Here is a 15860-nt window from a genome sequence, read left to right as displayed (position 1 = left end):
ATACCGCGGCAGCTTCAGGCCGGGGCGGGAAGAAGGAAGATGGAGACGGAGATGGATGAACTGGAAATGCGCTGGGCGATGAATCACATGCCGCCCAGTGACGACAAGAATCTTCAGATAATGTCTCTGGAGAACGTGGCGAAGGCGAGGGCTTTTCACAGAAGTTTTCCCCAGTACGATGTGACAGCACTAGCGGATCTTTCGCACATGGCAAAGTACCTCGGACTTGGCGGACTCTATGTCAAGGACGAGCGATGGAGATTCGGACTGAACGCCTTCAAGGTGCTCGGGGCTTCCTATGCGATGGGACGCTTCATCGCACAGGAGATCGGCAAGGATATCTCGGAGGTCAATTACGACTTCCTGACAAGCCCGGAGCTGGAGAAGGACTTCGGACACGCGACCTTCTTCACCGCGACAGACGGAAACCATGGGCGCGGCGTCGCCTGGGCAGCGCACAGGCTGCACCAGAAGGCGGTCGTCCACATGCCGAAGGGCTCCTCAAAGAGCCGCTACGACAACATCGCAAAGGAAGGCGCAACCGTCACGATCGAGGACGTCAATTACGATGACTGCGTCCGAATCGCCGCGAAGGAGGCCTCCGAGACAAAGCACGGTGTTATCGTGCAGGATACCGCGTGGGAAGGATATACGGACATCCCGTCCTGGATCATGCAGGGCTATGGCACCATCTCCAGCGAGGCGGCTGAACAGCTGAAGGAAGTAGAGGTCAACCGGCCGACCCACGTATTCGTACAGGCCGGCGTCGGCTCCCTTGCTTCCTCTGTCGTCGGATATTTCACGAATCTGTATCCGCACAACCCGCCCAAGTTCATTATCGTGGAGGCCAGCGCGGCGGCCTGCCTGTACAAGGGGGCCGTGAAGGGAACCGGAGAGCCAGCCGTTGTGAAGGGCGACCTGAAGACGATCATGGCGGGACTGGCCTGCGGCGAGCCGAACATCATCGGCTGGGACATCCTCAGAAACCATGCGGACTGCTTCATCTCAGCGGTCGACTGGGTGGCCGCTAAGGGCATGCGAATGCTTGCTGTACCGCTCCACGGAGACCCGGTCGTTATTTCCGGTGAGTCCGGCGCTGTCGGCATGGGGGCCGTGGCACAGATCATGATGGACGACCGCTTAAAGCCGCTGCGGGATGAGCTGGAGCTTGGAAGCGATTCACAGGTTCTGATCTTCTCGACAGAAGGAAATACCGATCCGGATTATTTCAGAAGGGTCGTCTGGGATGGTGCCTACGGCATCGAGCCAGGTGAAAAACAGTTTGTCGGCCACGGACGGCTGTCCTGACAGGCAGAAGTGTGGTAGAGTGAGTTGAAGATTCAGGAGATGCACGCAGATCGTCTTATGGAGGGTATGTACATGAGTCTCGATTACGAACAGATCAAAAAGGCAGCAGAAGGATACCGCAGCGACCTTACGCGGTTTCTCAGAGCGATGATTTCCCACCCGAGCGAGAGCACGGAGGAGAAGGAAGTCGTCGCCTGCATCAAGGCAGAGATGGAGAAGGTCGGGTTCGATAAGGTTGAGATCGACGGACTTGGCAACATCATCGGCTGGATGGGCAGACACGGAGACATCGGCGATGACAAGAAGATCATCGCAATCGATAGCCATATCGACACCGTCGGCATCGGCAACCGGGACAACTGGACGAACGATCCGTACGAGGGATATGAGACAGACGACATCATCTATGGAAGAGGCGCTTCCGATCAGGAAGGCGGCATGGCCTCCGCGCTCTACGGCACGAAGATCATGAAAGACCTGGATCTGATCCCGGAGGGATACAAGATCATGGTTGTCGGCTCCGTCATGGAGGAGGACTGCGACGGGCTGTGCTGGCAGTACATCGTCAACAAGGACAAGATCAGACCGGAGTTTGTCATATCCACGGAACCGACAGACGGCGGCGTCTACAGAGGCCAGCGCGGTCGCATGGAAATCCGTGTCGATGTCAAGGGGGTTTCCTGCCATGGCTCCGCGCCGGAGCGCGGCGACAACGCTATTTACAAGATGGCGGACATCATAAGCGACGTCCGGGCTCTGAACAACAACGACTGCACAGACAGCACTGTGATCCGCGGTCTGTCCAAGATGCTCGATCCGAAGTACAACCCTGAGAATTATGAGGATGCAAGATTCCTTGGAAGAGGAACCTGCACGGTTTCCCAGATTTTCTACACGTCTCCGAGCCGCTGCGCTGTCGCGGACAGCTGCGCGATCTCGATCGACCGCCGCATGACGGCAGGCGAGACCTACGAGACCTGTCTGGAGGAAATCCGCAACCTGCCTGCTGTGAAGAAGTATGGGGATGATGTGAAGGTCTCGATGTACATGTACGCCCGCCCGGCATGGACCGGCGAGGTCTACGAGACAGAAGCATACTTCCCGACCTGGATCAGCAAGGAGAGCGCGGCACATGTCAAGGCCCTCACGGATGCCCACAAGGCACTGTTCGGCGACAAGAGAATTGCGCCGAAGGGACAGGAGGCGCTCCGTGACCGCCCGCTGACAGACAAGTGGACGTTCTCCACGAACGGTGTCTCGATCATGGGCCGCTACGGCATTCCGTGTGTCGGCTTCGGGCCGGGCGCAGAGAGCCAGGCGCATGCACCGAATGAGATCACCTGGAAGGATGATCTGGTGAGGGCGGCTGCGCTGTACGCGGCGGCAATCCCGCTGTATCCGACCGAAGAGAAGACCTCCGATATCGAGGAGTACAGAGGCGGAAAGACGAACAACAACATTCTGTAATGCATTCTGTAATGGAACAACTGGCCGGCTGCCGGATATTCGACAGGCAGCCGGCCTTTAAGAAGACGAGAGGAGATCATAGCTATGGACGCTGAGCTGAAGCAGTTTATCGGGAAACTGGACACACTGGATTTCAAAAAGATGTACAACGACAACTTCTTCTGGACCTGGGACAAGACGGACGATGAGCTTGCCGCTGTATTTACAGTAGCGGACGCACTGCGACACCTGAGAGAAAACAACATTTCCACCAGAATCTTTGATTCCGGTCTCGGGATCTCGATCTTCCGCGACAACTCGACCAGAACCAGATTCTCATTTGCATCCGCCTGCAACCTGCTGGGACTGACCCCGCAGGATCTGGACGAGAAGAAGAGTCAGATCGCACACGGTGAGACGGTCCGTGAGACCGCCAACATGGTTTCCTTCATGGCGGACGTCATCGGAATCCGTGACGACATGTACATCGGCAAGGGCCACACCTATCAGAAGACGGTTGCGGACGCTGTCGAGAAGGGATACAGAGACGGGATCCTCGAGCAGAAGCCGACGCTCGTTAACCTGCAGTGCGATGTCGACCATCCGACGCAGTGCATGGCGGACATGGAGGAGGTCATCCACTACTTTGGCGGAGTTGAGAACCTGAAGGGCAAGAAGCTCGTCATGAGCTGGGCTTACTCACCAAGCTACGGCAAGCCGCTCTCCGTTCCGCAGGGTGTCATCGGCCTGATGACCCGTTTCGGGATGGATGTCGTGCTGGCGCATCCGGACGGATATGACGTGATGCCGGAGACGGAGGAGATCGCGCGCAAGAACGCGGCAAAGAGCGGCGGATCTTTCACCAAGACCAACAACATGGCGGAGGCGTTCGAGGGGGCGGACATCGTCTACCCGAAGAGCTGGGCGCCGTTTGCAATGATGGAGACCCGCACGAACCTGTACGGAGAGGGCGACTTCGAGGGCATCGACAGGCTTGAGAAGCAGATGCTTGAGCACAACAAGGAATACATGGACTGGTGCTGCACCGAGAAGCTCATGAAGACCACCAACAACGGCAAGGCCCTGTATCTGCACTGCCTGCCGGCGGATATCGAGGGTGTCTCCTGCGAGAGAGGCGAGGTTGAGGCACCGGTCTTCAACGCGGCGCTTGATACCTTGTACAAGGAAGCCTCCTATAAGCCGTATATCATCGCGGCGATGATCTTCCTCGCAAAGGAGAAGAATCCGCAGGCGGCGCTGGAGAAGCTTGCAGCAAGAAATATGCCGAGATTCTTCTGCTGATCAGGAAGCAGACTGCCCTGGGCAGCGCATCATTCTCCCGTCTTTTCCCGGTGGAAAGGGCGGGAGAATCCTTTTTCAGCAATCCGCTGCGCAGCGGGCAGAAGACGAAGCACTCAAAAGAGTCGGATGCCCGTATTTCGTGACGGCCTGGCTCTGAGAGAAGGGAGAAGGTATGGCAGAGAAGAAAAAGAGAAGAGTGGTCATTGCTCTTGGCGGAAATGCTCTCGGGAAGAACCTTCCCGAACAGATGGTGGCAAGTCACCGGACGGCCAAAGCTATCTGCGATTTGATCGAGGAGGGCTGCGAGGTCGTCATCGCCCACGGTAACGGCCCGCAGGTCGGGATGATCCAGAACGCGATGAATGCACTGGTCAGGACGGATCCGGAGCGCTATATCACGGTACCGCTTTCCGTCTGTGTCGCGATGAGTCAGGGGTACATCGGCTATGATCTTCAGAACGCAATGCGTGAGGAAATGCTTGACAGAGGTATTGATCTTGGGGTTGCGACGGTGCTGACACAGATTGAGGTCGATCCGTCCGATCCGGCATTTCAGCATCCGACCAAGCCGATCGGGCCGTTTCTGACGAAGGAGGAGGCGGACAGGCTGATCCTCGAGCGCCACTATGATATCGTTGAAGACGCCGGAAGAGGCTACCGCCGTGTGGTCGCGTCCCCGGCGCCAAGGTCGATCATCGAGATCGGCACCATCCGCTCGCTTGTCGACACGAACCACGTTGTCATTGCCTGCGGAGGCGGCGGCATTCCGGTCTTCCGGACGGAGGGCCATCACCTGAAGGGCGCCGCAGCCGTCATCGACAAGGACTTTGCGGCAGAGCGGCTCGCCGAGGAAGTCGACGCCGACACACTGATCATCCTCACAGCGGTCGAGAAGGTCGCGGTTCATTTCGGGAAGCCGGATCAGAGGAACCTGGACAGCCTTACCGTCGGGGAAGCGCAGCGCTACTGCGAAGAGGGCGAGTTTGCGCCGGGTTCCATGCTGCCGAAGGTACAGGCCTGCATGAAGTTTGCAGCCTCAAAGCCAGGCAGAGCCGCGCTGATTACGCTGCTTGAGAAAGCAAGAGACGGCATCTCCGGAAAGACCGGAACCAGGATTATCGCATAAACGGCCAACAGATAATACACATCACGCGCATAGAAAGCAGCCATTGCTCCAGATAGAGCAGTGGCTGCTTTCTTTTACTTTTCTGTCCTGCTTTCAGTATGTTCCTCTTTACCAACGTTGTATATGGAATTTACAACATAATCCGTTTTTTTCACTACAGAGATGGGATTCAGCATCCAAATAAGTAAAAAAAACACCGTTTGGGTAATGTTTGTAGATTAATAAATGCTGTTTTTATATACTAAATTTATGTAAATGTCATACCGGGGATGGACTTGGGATGGATAAGACTGGAATTTGACCTGGGAATGGGATTACAGAAAAAGGAGGGGAAACACATGAAAACACAGAGGAAGCGTCTCGCTGCTGTATTGCTTTCGGCAACATTGACGCTGTCAAACCTTGCAGGAATCCTTCCGCAGAGCAATGTACTTGCAGCGGAAGAAAGCGTGCAGACAGAGATGGCGCAGGCAGAATCAGCTTCATCAGAAGCACAGCCAGCACCTGCTGCAGCTGAGGCGGCACAACCCGCGCCTGCTCCAGCAGCTGAGGCGGCACAACCCGCGCCTGCTCCGGCAGCTGAGCCAGCACAACCCGCACCCGCTCCGGCGGAAGAGCCAGCCGCAGCAGCACCGGCAGAGAGCGTCAGCACGCCGGAACCGGCAGCAGCAGAAACGCCGGCGGCTCCGCAGCAGGAGAGCGCAGCACCGGCTGAAAGTCAGTCGGCAGAGAGCTCCGCCGCGGATACTCAGCAGAGCGCATCGAACAGCAAGCTGACGGAGAAAGAAGGACAGACGGCTGGAAAGGCCGAGACAGTTACCGTCTATTATGCAGCGGCTGAAGGCGGTAGTGTCTCTTCCGCATCGGAAGTCGTCCAGGCCTCTTCAGGTCAGACTGTGGGTTCTGAAGCGAAGGCAGCAGAAGGCTTTGTGTTCAAGAACTGGACAGCGCCAGATGGAACCGTTGTCAGCACCAGCGCATTCTTTGCTCCGCAGATCTCGTCCGTAACGAACGGCGGAAGCTATACGTATACTGCGCATTTTGAAAAAGCAGCGGAAGCCCCTGCCACAAGGATGGTCACAGTGGAGTATGTCGCAGGCAATGGCGGAACGGTGGACCGGGATTCCGAGACGGTTGATGTCCTTTCCGCAGACGCGGCGCTGCTTGGTTCCACTGCGACAGCCCAGGAGGGTTATCAGTTCGTAGACTGGACCGCGTCGGATGATTCCATTGTCAGCAGCAATGCGTTCTTTGTTCCTGCCCTCTCAGCAGATATGCCGGAGAAGACAGTTTACACCGCCAACTTTAAGAAAACCGATACCATGCCGGCACAGGATTTTGAAGGATCTGTGTCAGGCGTCAGCGTGCGCGTTCATGCAGATGAAGGCAGATTCCCGGAAGGCACGACCATGCATCTGGCACCGGTATCCAAGGCCAGCATTCTTAATAATGACAGCGTGCAGGACGCGGTCGGTGAGGACAAGGAAGTTGTCGATGCCATCGCGGTTGACATCACTTTCCAGGACAAGGACGGTAAGGAGATCGAGCCTGCCGGAACGATTTCTGTCAACATGGCCACATCAAGGGACGTAAGTGGCGACAGACATCAGGTACTGCACATCGATGACAGCGGCAACGCAAGCCAGGTCACAGACGCTTCTGCGGACGGCGCGAGCTTTGAGGCGGGCGAGTTCTCGATTTATGTTATTACCGGAATCGGAACTACAGCCCAAGATCCGGCGGTAGAAACATGGAATTTCTACGGAGCAGACAATTCTACCATTCTCTCCACACAGAGCGTGAAAAACGAAGAGACGATCGTATCTCCAAAGACGCCAGAGAAGGACGGCTATATCTTCCAAGGATGGGCATATTCTGTGGAAAGAGCAAAGTCCGGCGCGGTAGATGTAACCGCCTTTACGATCAGGACGGCGGACGTATCTACTACACAGACGATTAATCTGTACCCGGTGTTCAGCCAGAAGCTGTATGTATTCTTTATGGATAACTACAAGCGGGTATGGGAGACAAAGGAAGGAAAGAAAGGAGATAAAATTTCCACCTCTGATGTCACCCTTCCGCTGGGTTCGGAGGAATCCGTCACCGGCTGGTATACCGACAGCTCTCTGACAGGTGAGGCAGTCGCAGAGGTCACGCTGGAAAATTCCGACGTCACCCTTTATCCGAAGGTGGAGTCAGGTCATTATCTGTTCTTCTCCTCCGGGGATGGCGCTTCCTATGTAGCCCCGCAATTTGTCTCTGCAAATGCCGCAACAGCGAAACCGGCAGATCCGACCAGAAGCGGCTACACGTTCAAAGGCTGGGCCTCTGTCCCGGATTCTGCCAAGGCGGATTATATATTCGGCGGAAAGCTCAACCAGAACACAACGGTCTACGCGGTATGGGAAGCAAACACAAATACGAATTACACGGTAATTTACTGGAAGCAGTCGGTCAACGACAAGAAGGATGCTAAAGGCAGTGAGAAGACCTACGACTACGAGGAATCCGATACCAGAACCGGAACCAGCGGGCAGACGGCTTCTCCTGTGTACCTTGACCAGAATCAAAATTATACGGGATTTCATTATAATTCGTCTAAATCGGTCCCTGTAACCATCAACGGAGACGGCACCACCATCCTGAATGTCTACTACGACAGGAATACGCTGACGATCGATTTTTATAAACCATCGGGTTTGTTTGGCAGTAAATGGAGCCTTGATAAGACATTTACCGGCCTCTACGGGCAGACGCTGGCGCAGAACGGATATACCTGGCCATCGGAATACAACTGGTACAATAGTAGGGGAAGAAATCATCTGACGTTTTTGGATGCTTTTATCTTTGACACGCTTGACGAGTATGGAGATACAACCAAGATTAGCTTGTACAGAGACAATAGCAGTGGCGATATCACCATCAATCATTATAAGCAGAATCTGGACGGAAGTTACAGCAGCACTCCGACGAACTCTACCAAGACAAATGGTGGAACTTTCTATTTTAGCAATAAGTATAATGGCTTCACTTTAGACACCTATTCTACAAATGGGTACCAATGGAAGTCTGCATCTGTCGGAGATAGCACACCGTATAGATCGAACCTGTACATCCGTTATACAAGAAACGACTACACGCTTTCTTTCTATAATTATAACGAAGTGTCGAGAAAGGAGCAGGTGCTTTACGAGGCCTTGCTGAGCTCCTATGCAAACTATGTACCGGACAGACCTTCAGAGCTTTCGGAAGATTTTCAATTCGAGGGCTGGTACAAGGAACCGGAACTTACACAGAAATTTGATTTCAGTCAGACTATGCCTGCGGGCGGTATCACGCTATACGCGAAGTGGGCGGAGCCGACTTACAATGGGACGGTGCATCTGACTATCGACGGAACCGGAGAAACCACCGGGCTTACCATCGGTTACGGCGCGACCATCAGTGAGGCGGATATGCCTACTGTGGTGGATGCGGACGGCAATACCGTGTTCCAGGGAAAAGACGAGAATACGGTGAAGCTTCCCAAAGACGTGGACTGGATCGGCTGGGCGACAAAGAACGGCACGCAGTACACTGCCTTCCAATTTGCAACACAGATTTTCGATGATATCACGCTGTACCCGTATTATGTGAGCAAAACCAAATATACGGTGACATACGATGTGAACGGCGGAAGCGGAACCGTCACAGACGGCAAGGAATATGCCAGCGGCTCTTACGCGGATATCCAGTCTGGAGATAGCGTCACTGCGCCGGAGGGAAAGGCTTTCCTGTATTGGAATACAGATAAGGAAGGAAAAGGAGTTTCCTACTATCCGGGCGATAAGCTTCTGGTAAACGATAAGGCAACGCTGTATGCAGTTTACGGCGATCCCGCCCAGACCACCAGCCTTACCTACAGAAGCAACTATCCGGCGGGCTCCGGTCAGACGGATACGGAAAAGCTGCAGTCTGTAAACGGGTCGGAGACGCTGCAGAATAACGCCTCTTTTAAGGCGCTTACGGTTGCGGACGCGGGTTTTACAGTTCCGGACGGCTATTATTTTAAGGGATGGAATACCGCGGCGAACGGCAGCGGAACCTCCGTGGCGGCAGGCGCGGACATCCTGGTAGATGCGGATGGAACGAATAAACTCTATGCACAGTGGGAGAAAAAGAAGGCGGTTGTCCTGACGGTGACAGGAAAGAATGTCATCGTTCCTTATGACGGAAAGGAACATTCTGTCAAAGGTTATACCACTGCCATCAAGGTGGACGGGGCGACAGCCACTGTTCTTCCGGGGAATCTGCAGCTGGATGAATCAAAGGCAATAGGCAAGACGGCCACCGGGACGGATGCGGATACATACTACATCGGGCTGGTACAGGGGGATTTCTCCATTACCGGAACCGATCTGGAGAAGTACAGCGTTACCATACAGGTGACAGACGGAGGGCTGACAATTCAGCCAAGAACCGTCACCCTGAAGTCCGCCAGCGCAACCATGGCTTATGACGGAACCACCCTCACGGCGCAGGATGTGACAATCGGAAGCCTCGGCTTTATAAAGGGAGAGGTAACATCCGTTGCGGCGAAAGGGACGCAGACAGCGGTAGGAACCTCGGATAATAAACCGATAGAAATTGTAAAGGGAACAAATTATAAAGACAGCAACTATGATATTAAATATGAGTACGGCACGCTGACGGTGACGAAATCTTCCGCCGCCTTTACTATCAAGGCGAATAACGCGGAAAAGACCTATGACGGGACGGCGCTTACAGAAAGCCGTTATACCGTAACCAAACCGCAGGGATTCGAGAAATTCGAGGTAACGGCGGTTGTCAGCGGAACCATTACGGATGCCGGAACTGCGGATAATACCGTTGATTCCTACACGATTAAGGATCTGTCCGGAACTGACGTTACCGGAAACTTTACAAATGTTATAAAAGAAAACGGAACCCTGAAGGTCAATCCCAGACAGGTGACGCTGACATCCGCAACGGACAGCAAGATATACGACGGAACACCGCTGACCAATGATAAGGTGACGGTCACTGGGGACGGCTTTGTGGACGGAGAGATCGAAGAGGGAAGCATCAAGGCGACTGGAAGCCAATTAGAGAAAGGTACCTCGGAAAACCCGATCGCCTACAACACGGTAAAGGACAAATTTAAGGAGAAAAACTACGAAATTGAAGAGATTATCGGGACACTGACCGTCTATCCCAAAGGAACAGAGCTGGTCGTAACGGCTCCTTCCGGATCCTGGAAGTACGATGGAACAGTGCACAGTACTGAAAATAAGGTGACAGCAACATGGCCTTCCGGGGATGACGCGGCGAAGTATACGGTTACCGCAACGGTGTCCGGCTCGGTGAAGGATGTCAGGGACGGAACCGTTGCCAATGTGATTGATAAGGATAGTATCAAAATTACGGAGAAAAGCACTGGCAAAGATGTAACCTCCAATTTTGATATGGGTAAGATCACGACGAAAAACGGAACTCTTCAGGTGACGCCGCGGAAAGTAGTGCTGTTATCCGCCAGCGGCTCAAAGCCCTATGATGGCACCGCACTGGAACTGCCGATAGTGACGGTTACCGGGGACGGCTTTGTGGACGGAGAAATCGCAGATGGAAGCATCAAGGCGACCGGAACGATTACAGAGGTCGGATCGGTAACGAACAGCATTACCTATAGTCCGGCTCCCTTTGGAGGTTTTGATGAAAACAATTACGAAATCCGAAAGGAGGAAGGAACTCTTTCCATCAGCAAGGCGGAGATCGCATTCCTTATTACGGCGAACAGCCATACCTGGCCCTATGACGGGAAAGCGCATTCGGACAGCGGTTACACAGTAACCGTTCCGGAGAACTATCAGGAGACGTACGGCGCTTTCAAGGTGGAGGCCGTTGTCGAAGGCTCTGTGACGAATGTAACGGAAAAACAGGTGGCAAATAAAATAACTTCAGTAACCGTGAAGAAGCAGAACGGTCTTCTCTGGGAGGACGTAACGGGTCAGTTCGACACAGACGACATGATTCTGGAGGACGGTGAGCTGCAGATCAGTCCGGTGAATCTCACGCTGACGTCGGAATCCTACACAAAGGAGTATGACGGAACGCCTCTGGAACGGCCGAACGTGAAGACTGAAGGAAGCATCATCACAACGAATGGCAAGGCGCAGATTTCCAACATCCGAGCGACCGGAAGTGTCATCGGTGTGACGACCGATCCGGTTCCGAACACCATCACCTACGAAACATCGGAGGATTTCATTCCGGAGAACTACATAATTAGTAAGGAGGAGGGATTACTTGCCGTCACAAAGAATACCAAGGCAGAGATTATCCTTACGGCGAAAAACGCATCAAAGACGTACGACGGGACGCCGCTTACGGAACCTGGTGTGGATGTGACAGGACTTCCTGATGGATTTACGGCACAGGCCGAAGCAGGGGGAAGCATTACCAATGTCTCGCAGACCGTCGAAGGAAACAACCCGGTTTCTTCGTACAAGATTCTGGATAAAGAGGGAAAGGACGTCAAAGACTGGTTCACAAATGTCACTACGAAGGCCGGAACGCTGACCATCACGGCAAGAGAAATCACGCTGACCAGCGCTGATGCCACGAAACCTTATGACGGCAGCCCGCTGGAAAAGGAAGAAGTCACAGTCAGCGGAACGGTCGGACTGGCGGATACGCATATCATAGAGTATACGTTCACCGGGTCGCAGACCTATGTAGGCTCCAGCCCCAACACCTTTACCTACCTTATAAAGGATAAAGAGGGCAACGAAATTCCGGTTTCGGAAGTAATGCCGGCTCCCAAAAAGAGTCTCCGGGCGGCCTCACAGGACAGCGTAAAGAAAGGCAATTATATCATCACAGTTGTGTATGGCACACTGACGGTAACGGATGACGTGAAACCGGAGCAGGTTGTGTCTAAAACACACGAAGGAAAAGCGTACCAGCTGGGCGAGCAGATTGTATTTGAAATTCGCGTGACGAACATTTACGACACCGCGCAGACCATCACGCTGATCGAGCAGGATGGCGTGGTCTTTACCGGACCGTACACCTTTACCAACGTGGAGCCCGGACAGACCGTGACAACAAGTGCCTTCCATGTGGTAAATGAAGATGACCTGAAAAATGGAACCTACACCAATACGGTAAAGGCTGACTTTAAGGAGGTTAAAAAGACCTGGGAGGGAACGGACGATGAGAATCAGTTTGCGCACCTTACCTTAGAGAAGGAAGTGACAAATGCCCCGGCCGATGGAACCGCCTATATGAATGGAGAGACGATTCGCTATCGGATTACGCTGACGAATGACGGAACCACAGCGCTGTACAACCTGAATGTCGCAGACATTCTGACCGGAGACAAGTGGAATGGTATTGAGAAACTTGCTCCAGGCGGGCAGCTGACCTTTGATACATCCTACAAGGTGACAGATCCTGACGCAGAAAACGGATTCGTGACCAACCAGGCGGTTGGAAACGCGCAGGATGCCAACGGAAACTTTGTCGAGCCGCAGCCGGCTTCGGTGAGGGTTGCGGTGCAGAAGGCAAAGCCGAGTCTGTATCTGGAAAAGACATCCGACAAGGATAAGGCAGTGGACCTGGGCGAGACCATTCATTACACCATTCATTTGGTGAATAACGGCAATACGACTGTTTCTGACATCGTTGTAACGGATGAAATGACTGGTGACAGCTGGAATGCCGGGACGCTGAAGCCAGGAGAAGACAAGACCTTCCACACAGAATATGTGGTAACGGAGAAGGATATCCTGGCAGGAAGTGTGAAGAATGTAGCCCTGGCGGACGGCAAGGATCCGAATGGAGACAAGACGGATGTCACTCCGGGAGAAAAGGAGAACAAGACAGTTCCTGAAAATGCTCATCTGACGGTGACAAAGAAAACCGTTAGCAGCCCGAAGAATCACTCCGGCTACGCAGTGGGAGAGACCATCCGCTACCAGATCGAAGCTTTCAACGATGGAAATCTGACGCTGACAGATGTGGAAGTGACTGATCCGCTGACCGGAGAAACCTGGAAGGTAGAAAAACTGGTGCCGGGTGAGAAACAGACATTTGAAACTAAGTACACGGTGACAGAAAAAGACCAGAGCGCCGGAAAGGTTGTCAACAAAGCGACAGGAAAAGGAAAGACGCCTGGTACAACAAAGCTTATCGTGGTTCCCGGGAGGACATCGGATCCGGTGCTTCCGAAGTCAAACGAAGTGGTGACGACTTCTACTGCAGTTCCGACGGGAGATCCCACTCAGACAGGCGCCTACCTTGCAATGCTTCTTGTGGCGGCAGCCGGAATTATGATCCTGTCTAGAAAGAAGAAGGAGGAACGCCGTAAATAAGCATGATCCAGTTCTATGGATGGCTGGCTCTTTTTGCGGCAGTCGCGATGGCAGGCTTTATGAAACTCAGAAAGCGCCGAACCAGATAACTCAGAAAGTTGCGACCACAGCATAAGAAGGAGGGACCCCCGGAAACGGGGGCCCCTCCTTTTGTATGGGTCTTGTATGAGGCATGATCGTTAGAAGCTAGATCAGCTTGTCAGCAGCATGATCCGGACGGTGAATTTCTTATCTTTCGCCTCAATACTGCAGCGTCCTTTGTATTTTTCGACAATCGCTCGGACTGACTCGAGGCCGATTCCCAATCCCTGACGTTTGCTTGAAAGAAACACGCCGTATGCATTTTTCTGCGGCTCGATCTCATAGCTATTGGAAACCGTGAGCATCAGCACATTTTCGCCCCGCATGGCTGCGTGAATGGAGAGGCTGCGCTCTGTCGCAGCCTGATGAGAACAGGCTTCAACAGCGTTCTCTGTCAGATTGGATAACAGGAGCGATAAATCAGAGGATGTAACACCCGATTCTTCTGGGATGTCAACATGAATGTCGGGGACAATGCCGCAGGACTTCATCTTCGGGTAATAGTAGGAGAGTACCGCGTTGACAGCGGTATTTCTGCAGAAAAAAAGAGGTTCACCGAGATCGGAGCTTTCCATGGTCTCGGAGATGAAGCGGTGAAGCCGCTCCCATTCTCCAGCATTAGCCAGCATTTCTGTGGTTGAGAGAAAGTGACGCAGATCATGCCGCATGCGGCGGGTTTGCTCGATTCGGTCATTGATATACTGATATTGGAGGGTCTGCAGGCTGAGCTGATAGTTTTCACTGCGAAGCTCCAGCTTTTCCTCCTGATCGCGGATGAGCTGAATGATCAGTCCGTATATGAAAAGAGAACCGAAGTCAACCGCAATCACTACAAGAAGATAATGCAGCTGCATGAGCTTTCTGACCGCCGGCTCATTGCCCTGATAGAACATATACATCCAGATCAGATAAAATGTAGCAGGCACAAACCAGAGATATCTCCACAGAAAACGGCCCTCAGGAAGGTAATGCTGGCTGTTTGAATCGTAGAGATTTTCTGTGTCAGTGAAGCTGTCCGGCAGATCGGTGATTCGAAACGCCTTGAACATGACCTTCCAGAGAAACAACAGGATGGCGCATTCAAAGATGAGCAGCCAGAAAGAAAATGTCCAGTGGTATCGTTTCAGTGCATCGGCTTCCGAAAACAATCCTTCCACGTATTTGGCTGCCGAGACGGCAAGATTGCTGAAGTTGCAGACAACAAGAAGTGCAAACAAAACTCGTCCGATATGATCGCGGACGACGATCAGCAGCAAAAGGACAAATAATGCCGGCGACAGAATGTCAGCAAATCCGATCCACCGCAGATATCCGTAGAGAGCGGCGAATTGGATGATGATCTGAACAAGTGTAAAGGGAACCAGGATGAGAAATGTCCGTGATATGCTGAAGCGGAATCGGTCCTTGAATGTATAGTAGAACAGAATGATGAATGGAACGATGGAGACAATTGAGTATAGTAGGCACTCCCATCTTGAAAATGGCATACGGTTTTCCTCATGAAAGATACATATATTGAGCGTAGGCATCCTTTATGGAATGCAGCCTCCTTCGGCTGATGGGAACGCTGCTGCCATCCTGAAGATACAGAACCGTGTCTGAAAAACGGCTGATTCTGTCGAAGTTAACGATGATCCCTCTGGAGCAGGATGCGAATTCCAGGCGGGAGCAAAGCAGATCTTCGATTTCCCGCTGGGACATGTAGATCCTACGCACTTCCTGCGTGCTGCGCAGGTGAAAGTAGATATAATGGTTATAATACTCTGTGAAGGTAATGTCATTATAAGCAATCCGGCTTCCATCTGAAAGCGTCAGGCTGTTTTCAGCAGCCGGGGCCGTAACCGGATTGATCAGGTCCATAAACATATCATGAAACTGGGCGAAGGTATGCGGCTTTAAAAGGTAATAGGAAGCCTTCGCCTGATAGCTCTCTGCCGCATAGTCATTGCTTGTGGTAACGAATATGATTCTGACGCGTGCATCAATTTTTCTGATAGCTAGAGCTGTCTCAATTCCGGAGCTGCCATCCATACAGATATCAAGAAAAAGCAGATCAAACATGCCTTCCTGATACTCGGCGGTAAGCGATTCTCCACTATTATAGTCACAATACTCGGCGGGCTCCAGACCGTCATTCTCAAGACATCGGCTCATTTCTGTACGTAGAAGTCTTCTGTCTTCTGCCTGATCATCTACAATTCCAATACGCATAAAGCAAAGAC

7 protein-coding genes are annotated in these 15860 nt (G+C 52.8%); 5 read left to right on the top strand and 2 right to left on the bottom strand.

Features of this window, described 5'->3' with window-relative positions; all coding sequences use genetic code 11:
* Positions 1–51 precede the first annotated feature (51 nt).
* The 5 genes from dpaL to FYJ35_RS03800 all read left to right on the top strand — a co-directional run bounded on the left by dpaL (position 52) and on the right by FYJ35_RS03800 (position 13557).
* A complete protein-coding gene (dpaL, locus tag FYJ35_RS03820; protein ID WP_154523434.1) occupies positions 52–1308 on the top strand; it encodes a diaminopropionate ammonia-lyase in 1257 nt (418 codons plus the stop codon).
* A 72-nt stretch (positions 1309–1380) separates the two neighbouring features.
* Complete coding sequence (locus tag FYJ35_RS03815; RefSeq protein WP_154523431.1) at positions 1381–2775, top strand: YgeY family selenium metabolism-linked hydrolase; 1395 nt, start codon at positions 1381–1383, stop codon at positions 2773–2775.
* Positions 2776–2859: 84 nt separating this feature from the next.
* Complete coding sequence (gene ygeW, locus FYJ35_RS03810) at positions 2860–4056, top strand: knotted carbamoyltransferase YgeW (protein WP_154523428.1); 1197 nt, start codon at positions 2860–2862, stop codon at positions 4054–4056.
* Between the two features lie 172 nt (positions 4057–4228).
* Positions 4229–5182, top strand: coding sequence for a carbamate kinase (gene arcC / locus FYJ35_RS03805; protein WP_154523425.1), 954 nt, complete (start codon positions 4229–4231; stop codon positions 5180–5182).
* Positions 5183–5520: 338 nt separating this feature from the next.
* Positions 5521–13557 (top strand): DUF7507 domain-containing protein, encoded by an 8037-nt coding sequence (locus FYJ35_RS03800; protein WP_154523422.1) that lies wholly within the window; start codon positions 5521–5523, stop codon positions 13555–13557.
* 191 nt (positions 13558–13748) lie between these two features.
* On the opposite strand, the gene FYJ35_RS03795 is transcribed toward FYJ35_RS03800, so the two are convergent.
* Entirely contained in the window at positions 13749–15125 is a 1377-nt protein-coding gene (locus tag FYJ35_RS03795) for an ATP-binding protein (protein ID WP_205839701.1), read from the bottom strand.
* Positions 15126–15135: 10 nt separating this feature from the next.
* Positions 15136–15849, bottom strand: a complete 714-nt coding sequence (locus FYJ35_RS03790; RefSeq protein WP_154523416.1) for a LytR/AlgR family response regulator transcription factor — start codon at positions 15847–15849, stop codon at positions 15136–15138.
* Between the last annotated feature and the right edge of the window lie 11 nt (positions 15850–15860).

The organism is Porcincola intestinalis, from assembly GCF_009696445.1.
GTDB lineage: Bacteria > Bacillota > Clostridia > Lachnospirales > Lachnospiraceae > Porcincola > Porcincola intestinalis.
This window is presented reverse-complemented; position numbering and strand designations above follow the sequence as displayed.

Bases quoted from the DNA above. Each gene is read 5' to 3' on its own strand.
- dpaL (WP_154523434.1), top strand. From the start codon at position 52: ATGGATGAACTGGAAATGCGCTGGGCGATGAATCACATGCCGCCCAGT.
- FYJ35_RS03795 (WP_205839701.1), bottom strand. From the start codon at position 15,125: ATGCCATTTTCAAGATGGGAGTGCCTACTATACTCAATTGTCTCCATC.
- arcC (WP_154523425.1), top strand. From the start codon at position 4,229: ATGGCAGAGAAGAAAAAGAGAAGAGTGGTCATTGCTCTTGGCGGAAAT.
- FYJ35_RS03800 (WP_154523422.1), top strand. From the start codon at position 5,521: ATGAAAACACAGAGGAAGCGTCTCGCTGCTGTATTGCTTTCGGCAACA.
- ygeW (WP_154523428.1), top strand. From the start codon at position 2,860: ATGGACGCTGAGCTGAAGCAGTTTATCGGGAAACTGGACACACTGGAT.
- FYJ35_RS03790 (WP_154523416.1), bottom strand. From the start codon at position 15,849: ATGCGTATTGGAATTGTAGATGATCAGGCAGAAGACAGAAGACTTCTA.
- FYJ35_RS03815 (WP_154523431.1), top strand. From the start codon at position 1,381: ATGAGTCTCGATTACGAACAGATCAAAAAGGCAGCAGAAGGATACCGC.